The organism is Bradyrhizobium sp. GW821-FHT13H05, from assembly GCF_058804065.1.
In genome coordinates this window covers 228,087-246,357 of sequence record NZ_JBXAPO010000004.1, presented here as the reverse complement: position 1 = coordinate 246,357, position 18,271 = coordinate 228,087, and the positions used below count along the sequence as shown (strand labels likewise).

Below are 18,271 nucleotides of genomic sequence, written 5' to 3'. Positions count from 1 at the left end.
GCGGCGCCATCGCGAGAGGCAGGGGTGCCTGTCGGATGGGTTGCGCAAGGGCTGTTCGGTCCCGTGCGCCGCGATGATTGCATTATGCGCCTGTTTTGCCCGACGGGTCAAACGATTTCGTAAAATCCGTAAGCCGTTGATTTTGCAGCAGCCCGCTACTGTGCATGGGGTTGTTTTCGATGTTTTTGTTGTCGCGCCCTGGTGACGCTCAGTCCGGCACCAGCTCGGTCAGCGAACGGATGATGCGATCCGGCTTGATCGTCGATCCCTCGGGCAGGCCCTCGCCATGCACGTCGATCCAGATCGCATAGATGCCGAGGCGCTGCGGCGTCACGACTTCCCATTCCAGATTGTCGCCGATCATCCAGGTATCCTCGGCGGTGACGCCGAGCGCCTCCATCGCGTGCCGGTAGGCGCGCTCCTCGGGCTTGCCAAAACCGTGCTCGCCCTCGATCTGGATGTGGTCGAAGCGATGCGCGAGCTCGAAACGCTCGACCTTGGCGCGCTGCATGTCGGCGGCGCCGTTGGTGACCAGCGCGAGCTTGACGCCGTGGGCCCTGAACGCGTCAATCGCATCATGCGCGCCGGGAAAGACGAAGATCGCTTCTTCGCGGTAGGTGGTGAAGCGGTCGGCGAGGCGATCGGCGAGATCGTCGGGAACGGCACGGTGGCCGGCGGCCGCGAGTGCGGCGAAACCGCCGCGCACCGTGAGCCGCCGTGCCTCGCCAAGCTTCATCCGCCAGATCGGCTCCGCGGTCGACCAGAATTGCCGCGCGCAGGCGAGCACGGCTGCTGCGACCTGCTGCGGCGGCAGCGGCGCGAGCTCGTCGGCGAACTCGTTCGTGATCGTGGTCCAGGCGATCTCGGGCCGGCCATAGGCGGACAGGATGGTGTCGTCCATGTCGATCAGCATGGCGCGGGGCAGAGGTTTCATTGCAGGCTTCAGTGTCGTCATGGCCATTTCACCTCCGGCGGCAGCGACGACAGGATGGAGTCCACATTGCCGCCGGTCTTGAGCCCGAAGATGGTGCCGCGGTCGTAGAGCAGGTTGAACTCGACATAGCGGCCGCGCCGGATCAACTGCTCCTCGCGATCCTCGGCGGTCCAGGCGCTCGCGAAATTGCGCCTGACGATGTCAGGATAGATCTTCAGGAAGGCGCGGCCGACGTCCTGGGTGAAGGCGAGGTCGGCATCCCAGTCGCCGCTGTCGTGCCAGTCATAAAAGATGCCGCCGATGCCGCGCGCCTCTTTCCGGTGCGGCAGGTAGAAATATTCGTCGCACCATGTCTTGTACTTGTCGTAATCGGCGACGCCGTTCGGTCCGGTGCAGGCCTCCTTCATCGCGGCGTGGAAGGCGATGCTGTCGGCATCGTCCTGCGTGCGCCGGCGATCCAGCACCGGCGTCAGGTCAGCACCGCCGCCGAACCAGGCTTTGGTGGTGACGACGAAGCGCGTGTTCATGTGCACGGCGGGCACGTGCGGATTGCGCAAGTGCGCGATCAGGGAGATGCCGGAGGCCCAGAACCGCGGATCGTCGGCGGCGCCCGGGATCTGGGCGCGAAACTCGGGCGCGAATTCGCCATGCACGGTCGAGCAGTGCACGCCGACCTTCTCGAACAGGCGGCCCGACATCATCGACATCACGCCGCCGCCGCCGGCCGCGCCGCTGTGATCGGTGCGCTGCCACGGCGTGCGTCTGAAGCGGCCGGCCTCGCCCGGATAGAGGCTTTGCGGCGCGTCGTCCTCAAGCTGCTCGAAGCTCGCGCAGATGTCGTCGCGCAAGGCCTCGAACCAGGCGCGGGCGCGGGTCTTGCGGTCTTCGATCGTGCTCGGGTCCAATGTGGATGTCATGTGATCAGCCTTGCGGACCGTAATAGGTGCAGCTCTCGTTGCAACTGTCGCGGTGGATGCTGACGCGGGTCAGCTTGCCGAGATGCGCCAGCCGCTCCCAGACGAAGCGCGAGAGGTTTTCCAGCGTCGGCGTGCCCAGCGCTTCGATCTTGTTGAGGAACTTGTGGTCGAGCGTCAACCGCACGTCCTCGATGGCGCGCTGGAGCAGGCCGAGATCGACCACCATCCCGGTCTTGGGATCGGGGGTGCCGCGCACGGTCACCTCGGCGCGGAAGGAGTGGCCGTGGATTTCTTCACTGGCGGCACCAAACGTCGTTCCCGACAGCGAATGCGCCGCCTCGAAGCGGAACGATTTCGTCAATTCCCACATCTGTTCGAAAACCAGTCCTATCTGATGCCGAGCGATTTATGCGTCTGCACGCTGAGCCGCCATTGCGGATGGCGCAGGCAATAGTCGATCGCGCGCGCTGTGTTCTCTGTGACCTCGGGCCCGTCCATCGGCTGGAGCGAGAAGCGCTCGAAGGCGAGGCCCTCGAACGCTTCGGGCGCGGCGAGAGCCTGCGGATAGACCAGCTTCAATTCGTGGCCGCGCTGCTGGACGAGCTCGCTGCCGCCCTTGGGGCTGACGCAGATCCAGTCGAGCCCCGCGGGCGCCTCGATCGTGCCGTTGGTCTCGACCCCGATCTCGAAGCCGCGGGTGTGGAGCGCATCGATCAGGTCGGCATCGACCTGGAGCAACGGCTCGCCGCCCGTCAGCACCGCGTAGCGGTTGCCGTTGGAGGCGGTCCATTGCGCGGCGATGGTATCGGCGAGGTCCGCAGCCGTCGCGTAGCGGCCGCCGAGCGTGCCGTCGGTGCCGACGAAGTCCGTGTCGCAGAATTTGCAGGTCGCATCCTGACGGTCGGCCTCGCGGCCGCTCCACAGATTGCAGCCGGAAAAGCGGCAGAACACGGAGGCGCGCCCCATATGGGCGCCTTCGCCTTGCAGGGTCAGGAAGATTTCCTTGACCGCGTAACTCAATGCTCTCTCCTCAACATCTCAACCTTGCGGGTTCCGGATCTGCCGCAGCGCCTCGCCTGCGGCCATCGCCGCGGTCATGGCGACATTGAGCGACCGCAGTCCCGGCGTGATCGGGATCACCAGCCGCGCATCGGCGGCCTCGACCACCGCGTCGGTGACACCGGCGCTCTCGCGCCCGAATAGCAGGATGTCCGACGTCTGGTAATGAAAATCGCGGTAATCGGTGGCGGCCTTGGTGGTGAACAGGATCAGGCGGGCGCCATGTGCCGCGCGCCACTCCTCGAATTTCGACCAGGAGTCGTGGCGGGTCAGGCTGACATGGTCGAGGTAATCCATTCCCGCCCGGCGGAACAGGCGGTCGGAGACCGGGAAGCCCGCCGGTTCGATGATATGGGCAGCCATGCCCAGACAGGCGCAGAGCCTGAGAATCGTGCCGGTGTTCTGGGCGATGTCGGGTTGGAAAAGAGCGATCTGCATGGGTTGTATCGGGTGGGGTGCGGGCCGGAAATGTCTCAATAAAACATCGCTGGCCGCGGAATTCGTGCATTGCACGCCCCCACGCCGTTAGCGAGCTTGCGCTCGCCCGGCAAGGGTGCCAATAGAATGATTCTGGACTGCTGTTTTCGCCTTGTTTTGGCGGGGACAAGCCAAGTTCTGCCGCCGCGGGGGGCCGCGGGCGCCGGCAGCTCTGTTCCGGGGACCTTGGGGGCTCCTGGAACGGTTCCGCCGGCAGCATAAGAAGAAAGGGTTGGAATCGTGACGACAGCGTCTTCGGCGGACCATCCGACACGCCGTGATTTCTTATTCGTTGCAACGGGGGCAGCTGCTGCAGTAGGGGGCGCGGCTGCGCTCTGGCCCTTCATCTCTCAAATGAATCCTGATGCGTCGACCATCGCGGCCGGTGCGCCGATCGAGGTCGATCTCAGCCCGGTCGCCGAGGGGCAGGACATCAAGGTGTTCTGGCGCGGCAAGCCGATCTACATCAGCCACCGCACCAAGAAGCAGATCGACGAGGCGCGCGCCGTTCCCGTGGCGAGCCTGCCCGATCCGCAGAGCGACGAGGCCCGGGTCAAATCCGGCCACGATCAGTGGCTGGTGGTGATCGGCATCTGCACCCATCTCGGCTGCATCCCGATCGCTCATGAAGGCAATTACGACGGGTTCTTCTGCCCCTGCCATGGTTCGCAGTACGATTCGTCCGGTCGCATCCGCCAGGGGCCCGCGCCCGCGAACCTGCCGGTGCCGCCGTACTCTTTCGTTTCCGACACCAAAATCCAGATCGGCTGAGCTTCGGACCCGCGTCCGAAGCCTCGAACCGTCATGTCGTATTATTTCCTCAGGATCGCATCATGAGCGGACCATCCGACTTCCAGCCGAGCAACCCGGCCCTGCAATGGATCGAGCGACGTCTGCCGATCATGGGTCTCGTGCACTCTTCCTTCGTCGTCTATCCCACCCCGCGCAACCTGAACTACTGGTGGACCTTCGGCGCGATCCTCTCCTTCATGCTGGGGATGCAGATCCTGACCGGCGTGATCCTGGCGATGCACTACACGCCGCATGCCGATCTCGCCTTCAAGTCGGTCGAGCTGCTGGTCCGCGACGTCAATTACGGCTGGCTGCTGCGCAACATGCATGCCTGCGGCGCGTCGATGTTCTTCTTCGCGGTCTACGTCCACATGCTGCGTGGCCTCTATTACGGCTCGTACAAGGAGCCGCGCGAGGTGCTGTGGATCCTCGGCGTCATCATCTACCTCCTGATGATGGCGACGGGCTTCATGGGCTACGTGCTGCCGTGGGGCCAGATGAGCTTCTGGGGCGCCACCGTCATCACCAATCTGTTCTCCGCCATTCCCTATGTCGGCGAGAGCATCGTGACGCTCTTGTGGGGCGGCTATTCGGTCGGCAACCCGACCTTGAACCGCTTCTTCTCGCTGCATTACCTGCTGCCGTTCCTGATCGCGGGCGTCGTCGTGCTCCACGTCTGGGCGCTGCATGTCGCCGGCCAGAACAATCCTGACGGCGTCGAGCCGAAGACGGAAAAGGACACGGTGCCGTTCACGCCGCACGCGACCATCAAGGACGGATTCGGCGTCGCCTGCTTCCTGCTGCTCTACGCCTGGTTCATCTTCTACATGCCGAACTATCTGGGCGATGCCGACAACTACATCCCGGCGAACCCGGGCGTGACCCCGCCGCACATCGTGCCGGAATGGTATTACCTGCCGTTCTACGCGATCCTGCGCTCGATCCCGAACAAGCTCGCGGGCGTGATCGGGATGTTCTCGGCGATCATCATCCTGTGCTTCCTGCCCTGGCTCGATGCCGCCAAGACCAAATCGTCGAAGTACCGGCCGCTGGCCAAGCAGTTCTTCTGGATCTTCGTCGCGGTCTGCATCCTGCTCGGCTATCTCGGCGCGCAGCCGCCGGAAGGCATCTATGTGATCGCCGGCCGGGTCCTGACGGTCTGCTACTTCGCCTACTTCCTGATCGTGCTGCCGCTGCTCTCGCGCATCGAGACGCCGCGGCCGGTCCCGAACTCGATCTCGGAGGCGATCCTCGCCAAGGGCGGCAAGGCGGTGACCTCCGTCGCCATCGCGCTCGTCGCCGCCGGCGCGCTGTTCCTCGGTTCCCTACAGGACGCACGCGCCAACGAAGGCAGCGACAAGCCGCCGGGCAACAAATGGTCGTTTGCGGGCCCTTTCGGACATTATGACCGCGGCGCGTTGCAGCGCGGCCTCAAGGTCTACAAGGAAGTCTGCGCCAACTGCCACGGCCTGTCCTATATCGCCTTCCGCAATCTCGGAGATGCCGGCGGCCCCGGCTATTCGACGGCGCAGGTGGCGGCTTTCGCCTCCGACTACAAGATCAAGGACGGTCCGAACGATGCCGGCGACATGTTCGAGCGCCCGGGCCGTGCGGCGGACTATTTCCCCTCGCCGTTCCCGAACGAGCAGGCCGCGCGCGCGGCGAACGGTGGTGCGGCACCGCCCGACCTCTCGCTGATCACCAAGGCGCGCTCCTATGGCCGCGGTTTCCCGATGTTCATCATCGACTTCTTCAGCCAGTACCAGGAGCAGGGCCCGGATTACGTCTCGGCTGTGCTCCAGGGGTTTGAGGAGAAGGTGCCGGAAGGCGTGACCATTCCGGAGGGCTCGTACTACAACAAGTACTTCCCGGGCCACGCCATCAAGATGCCGAAGCCGCTCAGCGACGGCCAGGTGACCTATGACGACGGCTCGCCGGCCACGGTCGCGCAATATGCCAAGGACGTCACCACGTTCCTGATGTGGACCGCCGAGCCGCACATGGAGGCGCGCAAGCGCCTCGGCTTCCAGGTTTTCATCTTCCTGATCATCTTCGCCGGCCTGATGTACTTCACCAAGAAGAAGGTCTGGGCCGACTCGCACTGAGCCGCGCGAGACGAGACATGAAGAAGCCCCCGCAAGGGGGCTTTTTTGTTGGACACGCGCGTGTGTTGTCTGGCGCGATTGCCTATCGCGCTCCCAGCGGCCAAAATACCGCCAACCGCTCCCCCAGAAACTCGTCGGAGGACACCATGGGAACCGCCATCACCTTCAAGCGCCCGGACGGCAAGGACGCCTCGGGCTATCTCGCCAACGCCGCGCGCGGCAATGCGCCGGGCGTGGTCGTGATCCAGGAATGGTGGGGCCTGTCGGACCAGATCAAGGGCCTGTGCGACCGCTTTGCGCTCGCCGGTTTCGACGCGCTGGCGCCCGATCTCTACAAGGGCAAGGTGGTGCCGTATCACGACACGGACGCCGCCGGCAAAGAGATGAACTCGCTCGATTTCATGGACGCCACCACGCAGACGGTGCGCGGCGCCACGCAATATCTGTCGCGCAACGGCGCCAAGGTCGGGCTGACGGGCTTCTGCCTCGGCGGCGCCGTCACCATCATCGGCGCCGTGCATGTGCCGGAGCTCGCAGCCGGCGTCGTGTTCTACGGCATTCCGCCGGAGCAGGCGGCCAAGCCCGCCGACGTCAAGATCCCGCTCCAGGCCCATTTCGCCAACAAGGACGATTGGTGCACGCCGGAGCTGGTCAACGGCTTCGAGAAGGCCATGAAGGCCGCCGGCAAGTCGCTGGAGCTGTTCCGCTATGACGCCGAGCACGCCTTCGTCAACGAGCAGCGCCAGGCCGTGCACGACCGCGAAGCCGCCGAGCTCGCCTGGGGCCGAGCGACGGAGTTTTTCCGGAAGTATCTGGCTTAGGACGCCGCCTGCCTGCGCGCGGATCGGCCCGACGCCTCCTGCCGCGTTACGTTTATAATTGCCTTCTGCAATCACAAGGCGTAATTGCGTGGCGTTTCGCCATTGCGGACGCGGGGGCACGATGATCGAGGCTGGTCGGTTGGCAACGGTTGTTGTCACTTGCGAAGCGCTGAAGGCTGCACAGGACTCTGAGAATGTCGACAGCCTGATCGAAGCCGTGGGGGAGTACGCCAGGGACATTCGACGTGCCGGATACACCGGGCGTGAACTGCCCGTCGTGGCGATGCAGGCCTGTCACGCCGATTATTATGTCTCGCAGGTCCGCAACGGCGGTCACAGTCAGTTCATCGGTAATACCGGCATCGCGATGCTTCCGGTGATAGCTGAGGATGCGCTCGCTGGGCTGAAAGCCATGGGGGCAAGCGCGCAACGGCAGATGCTGCAGGAGATGATGGCTTGGGTGAAGGAGCACCCCGACGAGGCCGCCTTGCAGAACGGACACACTGCGCGTGCTGCAGCGCTCGAGGCGCTCGACCACCGCTTAAACGAAGCCGAGCGGCAGCAGCCGATGAGGGCGCTCGCGGCCCGATGGATTGCGAACTGGCCAGAATTGCGCGCAGTCGCTCGGGAGCAATACGCCTCCGAAACCGAACGGCTTGCGCAACTTCATCCCCATCTGTCACAGCGCCGGATATGGCGAAGCGTTCAGGAGATCAGCTTCCAGATGACGGACCCACTGCAAATCACGGTTGCCGCCGCATGCGGGGCTGTGGCGCCCGAGCCGGAGTTCAAGCTGCTGGTGTTCCCGGAAAGCAACGGGGACAAGCCGGGGATGCAAAGCAAGGCTTTGACCGTTCAAACCAACAAGGGCCCGCGACTGTGCGTGTATGAGGAGGCCGGGGGGCAGCTCTATGAATTCGGTCCGGGCAATACGAGCCCGAAGTCTGCCGAAACGCCCGAAGCCTTGAAGAGCTTTCCGCCGACACTGATTGGCGCGCGGCTATCTATTGTGCAGGCTGAAAAGACTCGGAATTTCGTGAGAATTGCCGAGCGGAACCTGGCGGCCGAAGCCATCGACCTGCTGTTGCGGAAGTCGGGACTGGACCCGGCCGCGATGATCACAGCTTTGAGTGTGAGCGAGGATCGGGCCACATGGTGTGCGGTCACAGGGAAGACCGGCGTTTTGGTTGAAACCTTGGCCGACCATGCCAGTGTTATCGAAGCCGATGGTGCGCCCGCGCTCAACGTGACCCGAGCCGAAATCGAGCGTCACGCCGCAGCGGCGACCTTGGGGCGTGACAGCCTGCAGATTCGGGCATAAGCCGCGCCATGTTGGCGATCGAGGCGGTCTGCCAACCCTTGACGCCGTCCCCGTGCCATGGTGAGTATCCGCCCATGAGCACCGCCGTCCGCCCAGCCCGTCTTTGGTGGCGCACCTCCTAAGAGGTGGCCGGTGCGATTTCTTTTCCATAAATCGTCGAAGGTCGCCAGCACAGCGCGGCGGCCTGATCGTTTGTCCTGTGTGGCGTTCCCTCGGCAAGTTTCGTAAGAGGACCACATGAACAGGACAGTCTTTGCCCTCCCGGCCAGAAGCGACTATGTGACCCGCGCAGGTCTCGCGATCACTCGCGTGGCCGAGCAGTTTACCGGCGGTGCGAGCCGGCTCGACGATCTCATCAACCTGCTCGACCGCCGCCGCGGCGTGGTGCTGTCCTCGGGCACGACCGTGCCCGGCCGCTACGAGAGCTTTGACCTCGGCTTCTCCGACCCGCCGCTCAAGCTCGAGACCACTGGCGTCAATTTCAAGCTGGAGGCGCTGAACGAACGCGGCCAGGTGCTGATCGCCTTCCTCGGCGACGTGCTGCGCGAGCCCTGCGTCGTGATCTCCGAGAAGACGGCGACGCGCCTTGCCGGCCACATCATCCGCGGCGATGCCCCGATCGAGGAAGACCAGCGCACGCGGCGCGCCAGCGTGATGTCGCTGGTGCGCGACCTCGTCGCTGCCTTCTCTGCCAATGACGACGGGCTGCTCGGCCTGTTCGGCGCCTTCGCCTACGACCTCGTGTTCCAGATCGAGGACCTCGTGCAGAAGCGCCCGCGCGAGGTCGATCAGCGCGACATCGTGCTCTACGTGCCCGACCGCCTGCTGGCCTATGACCGCGCCACCGGCCGCGGCGTGGTGCTCTCCTACGACTTCGCCTGGAAGGGCAAGTCCACCGCGGGCCTGCCGCACGAAACGGCCGAGAGCCCGTACCTGAAGACACCGCGCCAGGGCTTTGCCGATCACGCCCCCGGCGAATATCAGGCCACGGTGGAAACCGCGCGCGCGGCTTTTGCGCGTGGCGATCTGTTCGAAGCGGTGCCGGGGCAGCTGTTCGCCGAGCCCTGCGACCGCTCGCCGGCGGAAGTCTTCCAGCGGCTCTGCGTCATCAATCCCTCGCCCTATGGCGCGCTGATGAATCTCGGCGAGGGCGAGTTTCTCGTCTCGGCCTCGCCGGAAATGTTCGTGCGCTCGGACGGACGCCGCGTCGAGACCTGCCCGATCTCGGGCACCATCGCGCGCGGCAGTGACGCGATCGGCGATGCCGAGCAGATCCGCCAGCTCCTGAACTCGGAGAAGGACGAGTTCGAGCTGAACATGTGCACCGACGTCGACCGCAACGACAAGGCGCGCGTCTGCGTGCCCGGCACGATCAAGGTGCTGGCGCGCCGGCAGATCGAGACCTACTCAAAGCTGTTCCACACCGTCGATCACGTCGAGGGCATGCTGCGCCCCGGCTTCGACGCGCTCGACGCCTTCCTTACCCATGCCTGGGCCGTCACCGTAACAGGCGCGCCAAAGCTCTGGGCGATGCAGTTCGTGGAGGATCACGAGCGTTCGCCGCGGCGCTGGTATGCCGGCGCGATCGGCGCGGTGAATTTCGACGGTAGCATCAACACCGGCCTCACCATCCGCACCATCCGCATGAAGGAGGGCCTCGCCGAAGTACGCGTCGGCGCGACCTGTCTGTTCGACTCCGATCCGGCCGCCGAAGACCGCGAATGCCAGGTCAAGGCTGCAGCGCTGTTCCAGGCGCTGCGCGGCGATCCGCCAAAGCCGCTGTCGACCTTCGCGCCCGATGCCACCGGCTCGGGCAAGCAGGTGCTGCTGATCGACCACGACGACAGCTTTGTGCACATGCTCGCCGATTATTTCCGCCAGGTCGGCGCCGACGTCACCGTGGTCCGCTATGTGCATGCGCTGGACATGCTCAAGCGGAAGAGGTGGGATTTGCTGGTGCTGTCGCCCGGCCCGGGCCGGCCCGAGGATTTCGGGATCAGGAAGACGATCGATGCGGCGCTGGAGAAGAAGCTGCCGGTGTTCGGCGTCTGCCTCGGCGTGCAGGCGATCGGCGAATATTTCGGCGGCGAGCTCGGCCAGCTCACCCATCCCGCCCACGGCCGGCCCTCGCGGGTGCAGGTCCGCGGCGGGCGGCTGATGCGCAATTTGCCGAACGAAATTATCATCGGCCGCTATCATTCACTCTTTGTCGAGCGCGACAGCATGCCGGAGGTGCTTGATGTCACGGCCAGCACCGGGGACGGTGTCGCCATGGCGATGGAGCACAAGACGCTGCCGGTCGCCGGCGTGCAATTCCATCCGGAATCGCTGATGTCGCTCGGCAACGAGGTGGGCTTGAGGATTGTCGAGAACGCATTCCGGCTGGAAGCGTCCGTCAGTTGAGAGGTTGGTTATGACATACGATCTGAAGGCGAGCGTTCGCACCATCCCCGACTATCCCAAGCCGGGGATCATGTTCCGCGACATCACGACCTTGCTCGCGGACGCGCGCGCGTTCCGCCGCGCGGTCGACGAGCTTGTCAATCCCTGGGCCGGCAACAAGATCGACAAGGTCGCCGGCATGGAAGCGCGCGGCTTCATCATCGGCGGCGCGGTGGCGCATCAGCTCTCTGCCGGCTTCGTGCCGATCCGCAAGAAGGGCAAGCTGCCGCACACCACCGTGCGCATCGCCTATTCGCTGGAATACGGCATCGACGAGATGGAGATGCATGTCGACGCCATCGCGCCCGGCGAGCGCGTCATCCTGGTCGACGACCTCATCGCCACCGGCGGCACCGCCGAGGGCGCGGTGAAGCTTCTGCGCCAGATCGGCGCCAATGTGGTCGCCGCCTGTTTCATCATCGACCTGCCCGAACTCGGCGGCGCCGCCAAGCTGCGCGCCATGGACGTGCCGGTGCGCACGCTGATGACGTTCGAGGGGCATTGAGTCGCTTTGGCGCGGGAGATCAGGGATAGCGCCAGCCGGACGGCAGTGAGGAGCCATTGCAGCTTGTGCCGTCACTTCATTTTTGCTTTTCTGCTACTTTAGGTAGAATACAATATCCCAGTTGAGGCCTACGCCAAATGCTCACCGTCTACGGCCGCAAATCGTCGTTCAACTTACAGAAGGTGATGTGGCTGATCGGTGAGCTCGGCATCGCGCACAAGCATGTCGAGCTTGGAGGCTCGTTCGGGGGGCTGGGTACGGCAGAATTCCTGGCCATGAACCCGCATGGCCGTGTTCCATTGATTGATGACGCTGGGATCAGGGTCTGGGAGTCGCACGCCATCTTAAGATATCTTGCGGCCAAATACTCTTCCGAAACTTCGTTCTGGAAGACGAATCCGGCTGAGCGGGCGACGGCAGATCAATGGATGGACTGGTCGCAAACCGCGTTGCAGCCAGCATTCATGATTGGCGTATTTTGGGGCTGGTACAGGACGCCCGAAGCGCAGCGCAATTTGGTTGCGGTCGACAAAGCTCTGGAACAAACCAGCCGTTGTCTGAAACACATCGACCATCAGTTGAACGGCCGGTCTTTCATGCTGGGAGACCGCCTGTCACTTGCCGATATTCCGATAGGGACCCACCTTTATCGCTACCTTAATCTTGACCTTCCGCGCCCGAACTTGCCGAACGTTGAGCGCTGGTATGAGCGGCTGCAATCGAGGTCCGCCTACCGTGAGCATGTGTGCGTACCATTCGACGAACTCTACGGTCGGCTTGATTTTTGATTTGCACGTGAGGGACTATGGTCAAGGGGGGCGATGCCCATGGCGATCCTCACGCGGCTGGAACCCAATTGGACAATTCGGCCATTCCGACTTGGCGACGCGCCGGGGGCTCGGCGGCTCATCGAGGCCGCCTGGCATGAGCATTTTGATGGCCACCCGGACTCCTTTGTACGGGACTTTATCTATTCGCGTTTGTCGGACGTCGACAACGCGGAAGGCGTGTACGTCGATCGGGCTCTCTTTTTGTGTGCGATCGCCGAAAGCGCAATCATCGGCACCGGCGCGATCAAATGTTTAGATGATCGAGAGTGCGAAATGGTTCGCATGTTTGTAGCCCCAATCTACCGTGGCCGCGGAATCGCACGGGCTATCGGAGATGGACTTATTAGCTTTGCCCGCAGTGCAGGCTACGGTCGGATACGCTTGTCCAGCAACAACGCGCTGACGGACTCGCATCGTCTGTACGAAAGGATGGGCTTCCAACCCACGGCCTCTTGGGACCCGGGTGGCGAAACTTACTCACGGTACTACGTCCTCTGCATATGAAAGACCAATATCGTCCTGATCGCGGATCCCTCCCATCCTGGGAGCGAGCCACGTGCCCGAAGAAGGCTCTCCTGGCGTCGCATCTCGCCTAGATCGCCTCGGCCTTCAGTTCCGCCAGCCAGTGCAGCATTCGCTCCCTCAGCAGCGCGTTCCTGACATAGCCGCTTTCCTCATCCTCCAGCCGCTCGCACTCGCCGAACGTCAGGTCGGCCTCGCCGTGCGTGTTCCAGGCAATCTGGAGGCTGCGGCAGGTGTGGCTGCCCTGGCGCAGCGAAAACCAGATGCGGTTCTGGATCGTTTCGAGGTTCGGCGCCTTGTAGGCGGCGATGGCTGCTTTCCGGTCGATGCTCACGGGATGGACCTTGCTGGAGGGGACGCCGATGGGCGTCCTCATAGGCACAGTCCGCCTCGCAGTCAATATTATCCGGGTAAAATGTTCACCTCAGGACCGTTGCAGGATCAGGCTCAGCTCCAGCTCGCGGAAGGCGAGGTAATTGCGCCGGGTCCACTGGTGCAACTCGGTCGAGGCGTCCTTCTCCTGGCGCAGATAGCCGGTGAAAGAGAAGTTCAGCCGGTCGACATAGGTCTTCAGGAAGCCGGGCAGCGCGGGCAGGCGGAATACCCGCCCGACCGCCATTGCGGCCGGCAGCTCGCCGCGCACGATGTGCTCATTGTCCACCGTGATCAGGTTCATCCGCGGGATCCGCTCGCGCAGCATCTCATGCGCCCGGGCGGAGACGCGGTCGGTGTCGGCCACGAACAGGATCATCGGCGCGACATGGCGGCGCGCGGCCTCCTTGAGCAGGCCGATCTCGTCGGTCATCTTGAAGAACTCGTCGAAGGCGTGAAAACCGAGGTCGATCACCTTGGCAAGCCCATCGTCGACGATGACGCGGTCCATCAGCTGCATCTTGCCGAATGTATCGATCACATCCGCGGTTTCGGTGACCTTCGGCAGATAATCGAGCAGCGACGGCTCTTTCAGATTGACGTCGAAGGCCGTGACGTTGCCGTTCTTGAGCAACAGGAATTCAGTCAATAGCCGCGCCAGCAGCGTCTTGCCGACCTGCGGGCGGGGCGAACAGATGATGTAGAGGGGCGTCGCGGGCATCACGGGCTATTGTCTGAGCGAACTGACCGCCCCAATCCAGCCGTATCCGGACGTCGCCCGCAACTATTTTTCGCTGCTGCGGGCGCCGGGCTTCGAGCCGACGATGTCGGTCAGCCGGATCCGGTCGAACTCGCTCCAGACGTTCGCAAGCCAGTGCCGGACATAGCCGCGCAGCACGAACGAATAGTTCGCGGCCTCGTCGTTGATGCCCTTGTTGGCGACGAATTTCAGGAACGGGACGGACGAGACTTCGACCTGCTCATAGGCCATTTCGTTGAGCTTGGGGATGGTGAGCTCGGTCGCGTCCTTGATGCGGTTGAAATAGGATTGGTAAGTCGCCTGGTCCCACTGGAAGAACTGGGTATCGTTGATGAAGTTCTTCACCAGGAAATATTTTGCCCCGCCCATGAAGCCCGCGGTCTCGGCGATCTCGTCCAGCGAGGCGATCGAGGGTCCCAGGATATGGAACACCGCAAACGTGATCTGGCCGGCCTTGGCGGCGTCGAGGAAACCGATGTCGCGCAGCGACGCCAGCGCCGGCGAGAGCAGGCCGGCGCGGACGTCGATCACAGTCACCGACGGGCTGGTCGCGTTGAGCGTGTCGAAGATCTTCATCTGGTCCGACGTCGTCGTCATGTCGACGATCTCGGTGATGTCAGGGTGGAAGCGCTTCAGCGTTCCGCGCGGGGATTCCGTGTCGAAAGCGCGCGTCGGCACGTTGTTGGCGGAAAAATAATCGAGCAAGGTGCGCGACACCGTGGTCTTGCCGACCCCGCCCTTGTCCGCGCCCACCACAACCACTGCCGGCTTTGCCATTGCTGTCCCCTAACGCGCCCCCGATCGCGAGGTCGCAATCGGCCGGGCCCCAAATCGATGTCCCGAGTCTGCTGTTGGGCGCGAACATGGCAGAAACAAGGGAGAATTCAATTCCGGAGGCCGCGGTTGCTGCAATTCCCGAGGTTTTTCCAGATTGCAGTGAACCCGGCCGCGGAGCGTGCTTAGTGCCGGCCCCAGGGACCCACGGGATTCCCGATCGGGTTGCCTGCCGGGGTTCCTGAGGGGCTTGGCGCGGGCACGGGCGGCGGATTGGCCGGGCTGCCTGCATCGTTCCACGGGCCGTGGGGTACCGGCGGCGGCCCATCCTGCGGATCGGCCTGCGCCTCGGACTGTTCCGTCTCGTCAGGCGGGTCCGGCAGCGGACCGGGATCGTGACCGCCGGCGAATTTGACCAGCGCATCGACCCGGGACTGCACCGAGGGGTGGGTCGCGAACAGATCGGCAAAGCCCTCGCGCGGATTGTCCACGCACAGCTCCATCACCGCCGAGGTCGCGCCCGGCAGCTCGCCGCGGTTCTCGATCTTGCGCAGCGCCGAGATCATGGCATCGGGGTCTTTGGTCAGCTCGACGGAGCCGGCGTCGGCGAGGTATTCGCGCGAGCGCGACAATGCGAGCTTGACCACCTGCGACATCAGCCAGGCCACCACGATCAGCACGACCGCGATGATGATCACGATCACCGCGCCGCCGGAGCTCTTGCTGTCGCTCGATGACGAGGACGACCGCGACGACGAGGAGGAGCCCGATGACCACGAGCCGCCGGAGCTCCAGCTGAAATTCGTGAACAGGCGGAAGAACAATTCGCCGAAGAAGCCGACCACGCCGGCGATGATGACGGCGACCACCATCAGTTGCACGTCGCCGTTCTTGATGTGGGTCAGCTCGTGGCCCAGCACCGCTTCGATCTCCTTGTCATTGAGCGCATTGAGGAGGCCGGTGGTGACGGTGATGGAATATTGCCGCGGATTGAGGCCGGTCGCGAACGCGTTCAGCGCCGGGCTCTCCATGATCTTCAGCTTCGGCATGGTGATGCCGCGCGAGATGCAGAGATTTTCGAGCAGATTGTAGAGCCGCGGCTCCTCCTGCCGGGTGACGTCGTGGCCGCCGGTCACCGCGTCGATCATCGACTGGTGGAAGAAATAGGCGATCACGATCCAGACGGCCGCTGCGATCGTCGCGAAGGGCGCGGCCTTCAGCAGGTCGTAGAAGGCCCGGTTCAGATAATAGGCGACGGTCTCATTGCCGTCGATGACGACTTCGGCAACCAGCGCGCCGGCATAGACCAGCACGTAGACCAGCGCGAACAGGCCGGCGAGCAGCAGCATCGAACGAAACTTGTTCGAGGCGATGTGCGTGTAGAGACCATACGCGGCCATGACGCGATGCCCTGCCGGCCTATCGGCTCAACTCAGAACTTCACCTGAGGCGCGGCCTCGACCTCGGTACGGCTCGCGCCGAGATCGAAGAAGTCCTTCTTGGTGAAGCCGAACATGCCGGCGAACAGCGCGGCGGGCATCTGCTGGATGCCGGTGTTGTATTCCTGGACCGCGCTGTTGAAGAAGCGGCGGCTCGCCGCGATCTTGTTCTCGAGGTCGGAGAGCTCGCTGGCAAGCTGCTGGAAGTTGGCGTTGGCCTTGAGGTCGGGATAGGCCTCCGACAGCGCGATCAGACGGCCGAGCGCGCCGGAGAGCTGGTTCTCGGCCGCGGACACCTGCGAAGGTCCTTGCGCCGATATCGCCGAATTGCGCGCCTTGATGACGTCGTCGAGCGTGCCGCGCTCATGCGAGGCGTAGCCCTTCACTGTCTCGACCAGGTTCGGGACCAGATCGTGGCGCTGCTTGAGCTGCACGTCGATGTCGGCAAAGGCCTGGCCGACGCGCTGCCCCAGCGCCACCAGGCGGTTGTAGGCGCTGAACGCCAGGAACACGAGGACGACGATGACGCCGAGAACGATCCAGCCGGTCGACATGGAGAACTCCTGAAGGGGGAATAAGGCGGGCGCAGCCTAAACCAAATTGGCGCGGGATGAGAGCCCCGGCGCAGAGAAGAGGTAAGACTTGGTCGAATGGGAAGCCACCCGAGTTCAAAGCGAAAACGGTGAACCGTGGTTAACTTTCGGCCACAATGGTGGCCTGCGCTACGGCCCAAATCGTTCGTCAGTCATCGTCAGAGCCACCCCAGAGCGAGCGGTGCCAGCTTTTTACGTCGCGCCTTGGTGCTCCCGTCGCAACGGACAATTCCGTAGCAAGTCTCGAAGCCTCACTCGGAAGGAGTACCGGAATGACCTCCCTTCCTCCCCTGAAGTCCAGATACACTCCACTCGAGATATGACTTTCGGGGTCGTCCGGGACGGTACCAACCGCCGTGCACTCATCGAAGGTGCAAGAATTGACAATCGTTTTCCGTCGAAGGATCGCTGGCCACGGGATAATGGACTCCCTTAGAATCGTCAGCCGTCGTGCTGCACGATCGATCTCAACGGTCCATCCTGGCAGGAACGCTAGTGTTTGCATGGGGCGAAAGTGTTGCAGTAGGGGACTGGGGTCGCTGGTCCTAACGTTCGCATTTAGCGGGCATTATACGGCCACGTTGCCCCAGCGCCAGCGCCGGGCCCGCGCATAAGCGGCCTTGTCGCGGCGCGGCACCTTCGTGATGGCGACGCCGTCCTCGGTGCAGACCTTCGCCGCAATCTCGGCCTTGCCGACATCCGGCGGCGCCAGCACGCGGGCGGCGCGCGTCGCGGGCGGTGCGCGGGTCAGGGCGACGTAGATGAACCGCTCGTCCTCGAACGGCACGTCGGCGCCCTTGATCTGGCGGTGCGCCTGGGAGCGCGGCAGGCGCTGGGAGAAGTGACACCAGTCGGGTGCGGCGAGCGGGCAGGGCTTTTCGTGCGGGCAGGGCGCGGCGACGAAGGCGCCTAGCCCGATCAGTTGCTGGCGCAGTGTGAGGATGCGGGCGTAACCGGCCGGCGTGCCGGGCTCGATCACGACCAGCGCTTGGCGCGCTTTCGCCCACATCGTCTCTGTGAGCTTGCGTTGGTCGCTCTCGGTGAGTTCGCCGATGATGTAGCTGGCGATCACGAGATCGGCTTGCGACGCTTCGGTGAGATTGGTGGCGGCATCGCCCGGCAGGTAACGGCAATCAGCCAAACGTGTACTGTCGCGTGTCAGTTCGAGCGCGAGCCGGCTCAGCGTGGCGTTGGCGTCGAGCAGCGTGAAATCTTGCAGCGACGAGAACGCCTCGGCCGCGGCCCAGCTTGCGGTGCCCGGACCTGCGCCGACGTCGAGCAGTGTCTCCGGGGCGAAGTCCGGTGCGATCTCGGTTAACGCGTTCAGGCTGGCGGCTACCGCCGCGTAGGTCGCGGGCATGCGCGCCAGCGCATAGGCGAGCGCGTCGGCGTCGGACTTGATCGTGCCGGAGCCGCCGCCGGCGCGATAGGTGGTCGAGATTTTCTGCGATCGCTGCGCGGCGTCGGTGCGCGAAAAGCCCTGGAGCTTTCCGTCGAGGGCGGCCTTGAGTTCGGCGGGGAGGGTGGGAGCTATCATCATCCACAGTCATGCCCCGCGAAAGCGGGGCATCCAGTATTCCGAGACGACGCCGTTATACCAAGACAGCG

At 63.9% G+C, this 18,271-nt stretch carries 19 protein-coding genes; 8 read left to right on the top strand and 11 right to left on the bottom strand.

What is annotated here, in order from left to right; genetic code table 11:
- Nucleotides 1–208: 208 nt before the first annotated feature.
- Genes AC1RR3_RS14475 through AC1RR3_RS14455 form a run of 5 tightly spaced genes read right to left on the bottom strand, consistent with a single transcriptional unit; the run spans nt 209 to nt 3,348 of the window.
- Nucleotides 209–961, bottom strand: a complete 753-nt coding sequence (locus AC1RR3_RS14475) for an HAD family hydrolase (protein ID WP_492823628.1) — start codon at nt 959–961, stop codon at nt 209–211.
- Complete coding sequence (gene hemF / locus AC1RR3_RS14470) at nt 952–1,851, bottom strand: oxygen-dependent coproporphyrinogen oxidase (protein ID WP_492823626.1); 900 nt, start codon at nt 1,849–1,851, stop codon at nt 952–954. Before hemF ends, AC1RR3_RS14475 begins: the two co-directional genes overlap by 10 nt.
- Nucleotides 1,852–1,855: 4 nt before the next feature.
- Nucleotides 1,856–2,221, bottom strand: coding sequence for a 6-pyruvoyl trahydropterin synthase family protein (locus tag AC1RR3_RS14465; RefSeq protein WP_492823624.1), 366 nt, complete (start codon nt 2,219–2,221; stop codon nt 1,856–1,858).
- Between the two features lie 17 nt (nt 2,222–2,238).
- Complete coding sequence (gene queE, locus AC1RR3_RS14460; RefSeq protein ID WP_492823622.1) at nt 2,239–2,871, bottom strand: 7-carboxy-7-deazaguanine synthase; 633 nt, start codon at nt 2,869–2,871, stop codon at nt 2,239–2,241.
- 18 nt (nt 2,872–2,889) lie between these two features.
- Nucleotides 2,890–3,348 carry a tRNA (cytidine(34)-2'-O)-methyltransferase gene (locus tag AC1RR3_RS14455; RefSeq protein WP_492823620.1) on the bottom strand — a complete coding sequence of 153 codons (459 nt, stop codon included), beginning with the start codon at nt 3,346–3,348 and terminating at the stop codon, nt 2,890–2,892.
- Between the two features lie 279 nt (nt 3,349–3,627).
- Here AC1RR3_RS14455 and petA point away from each other — a divergent pair, with 279 nt between their 5' ends.
- The 8 genes from petA to AC1RR3_RS14415 all read left to right on the top strand — a co-directional run bounded on the left by petA (nt 3,628) and on the right by AC1RR3_RS14415 (nt 12,707).
- Nucleotides 3,628–4,158 carry a ubiquinol-cytochrome c reductase iron-sulfur subunit gene (gene petA / locus AC1RR3_RS14450; RefSeq protein WP_492823618.1) on the top strand — a complete coding sequence of 177 codons (531 nt, stop codon included), beginning with the start codon at nt 3,628–3,630 and terminating at the stop codon, nt 4,156–4,158.
- A 62-nt stretch (nt 4,159–4,220) separates the two neighbouring features.
- Complete coding sequence (gene fbcH, locus AC1RR3_RS14445) at nt 4,221–6,284, top strand: cytochrome b/c1 (protein WP_492823616.1); 2,064 nt, start codon at nt 4,221–4,223, stop codon at nt 6,282–6,284.
- Nucleotides 6,285–6,430: 146 nt separating this feature from the next.
- The gene (locus tag AC1RR3_RS14440) at nt 6,431–7,105 is read left to right on the top strand and encodes a dienelactone hydrolase family protein (protein WP_492823614.1); all 675 of its coding nucleotides are present in this window, start codon (nt 6,431–6,433) and stop codon (nt 7,103–7,105) included.
- A gap of 121 nt (nt 7,106–7,226) precedes the next feature.
- The gene (locus AC1RR3_RS14435; protein WP_492823612.1) at nt 7,227–8,426 is read left to right on the top strand and encodes a DMP19 family protein; all 1,200 of its coding nucleotides are present in this window, start codon (nt 7,227–7,229) and stop codon (nt 8,424–8,426) included.
- Between the two features lie 237 nt (nt 8,427–8,663).
- Nucleotides 8,664–10,829 (top strand): anthranilate synthase component I, encoded by a 2,166-nt coding sequence (locus AC1RR3_RS14430; RefSeq protein WP_492823610.1) that lies wholly within the window; start codon nt 8,664–8,666, stop codon nt 10,827–10,829.
- Between the two features lie 10 nt (nt 10,830–10,839).
- The gene (locus AC1RR3_RS14425; RefSeq protein ID WP_492823608.1) at nt 10,840–11,373 is read left to right on the top strand and encodes an adenine phosphoribosyltransferase; all 534 of its coding nucleotides are present in this window, start codon (nt 10,840–10,842) and stop codon (nt 11,371–11,373) included.
- A gap of 137 nt (nt 11,374–11,510) precedes the next feature.
- Nucleotides 11,511–12,161, top strand: a complete 651-nt coding sequence (locus AC1RR3_RS14420) for a glutathione S-transferase family protein (protein ID WP_492823606.1) — start codon at nt 11,511–11,513, stop codon at nt 12,159–12,161.
- A 39-nt stretch (nt 12,162–12,200) separates the two neighbouring features.
- On the top strand, nt 12,201–12,707 hold the full coding sequence (locus AC1RR3_RS14415) for a GNAT family N-acetyltransferase (RefSeq protein ID WP_492823604.1): 507 nt from the start codon (nt 12,201–12,203) through the stop codon (nt 12,705–12,707).
- A gap of 88 nt (nt 12,708–12,795) precedes the next feature.
- Here the strand turns inward: AC1RR3_RS14415 and AC1RR3_RS14410 are convergent, their stop codons facing one another.
- The 6 genes from AC1RR3_RS14410 to AC1RR3_RS14385 form a co-directional block, all read right to left on the bottom strand.
- Complete coding sequence (locus AC1RR3_RS14410) at nt 12,796–13,059, bottom strand: GIY-YIG nuclease family protein (RefSeq protein WP_492824222.1); 264 nt, start codon at nt 13,057–13,059, stop codon at nt 12,796–12,798.
- Nucleotides 13,060–13,149: 90 nt separating this feature from the next.
- A complete protein-coding gene (locus AC1RR3_RS14405) occupies nt 13,150–13,818 on the bottom strand; it encodes a hypothetical protein (protein WP_492823602.1) in 669 nt (222 codons plus the stop codon).
- A gap of 63 nt (nt 13,819–13,881) precedes the next feature.
- Complete coding sequence (locus AC1RR3_RS14400) at nt 13,882–14,634, bottom strand: P-loop NTPase family protein (protein WP_492823600.1); 753 nt, start codon at nt 14,632–14,634, stop codon at nt 13,882–13,884.
- A gap of 182 nt (nt 14,635–14,816) precedes the next feature.
- Nucleotides 14,817–16,031: a M48 family metallopeptidase gene (locus AC1RR3_RS14395; RefSeq protein WP_492823598.1), complete on the bottom strand. Its 1,215-nt coding sequence runs from the start codon at nt 16,029–16,031 to the stop codon at nt 14,817–14,819.
- Nucleotides 16,032–16,063: 32 nt separating this feature from the next.
- Nucleotides 16,064–16,624 (bottom strand): LemA family protein, encoded by a 561-nt coding sequence (locus tag AC1RR3_RS14390; RefSeq protein WP_492823596.1) that lies wholly within the window; start codon nt 16,622–16,624, stop codon nt 16,064–16,066.
- Between the two features lie 607 nt (nt 16,625–17,231).
- Entirely contained in the window at nt 17,232–18,203 is a 972-nt protein-coding gene (locus tag AC1RR3_RS14385) for a small ribosomal subunit Rsm22 family protein (protein WP_492823594.1), read from the bottom strand.
- Between the last annotated feature and the right edge of the window lie 68 nt (nt 18,204–18,271).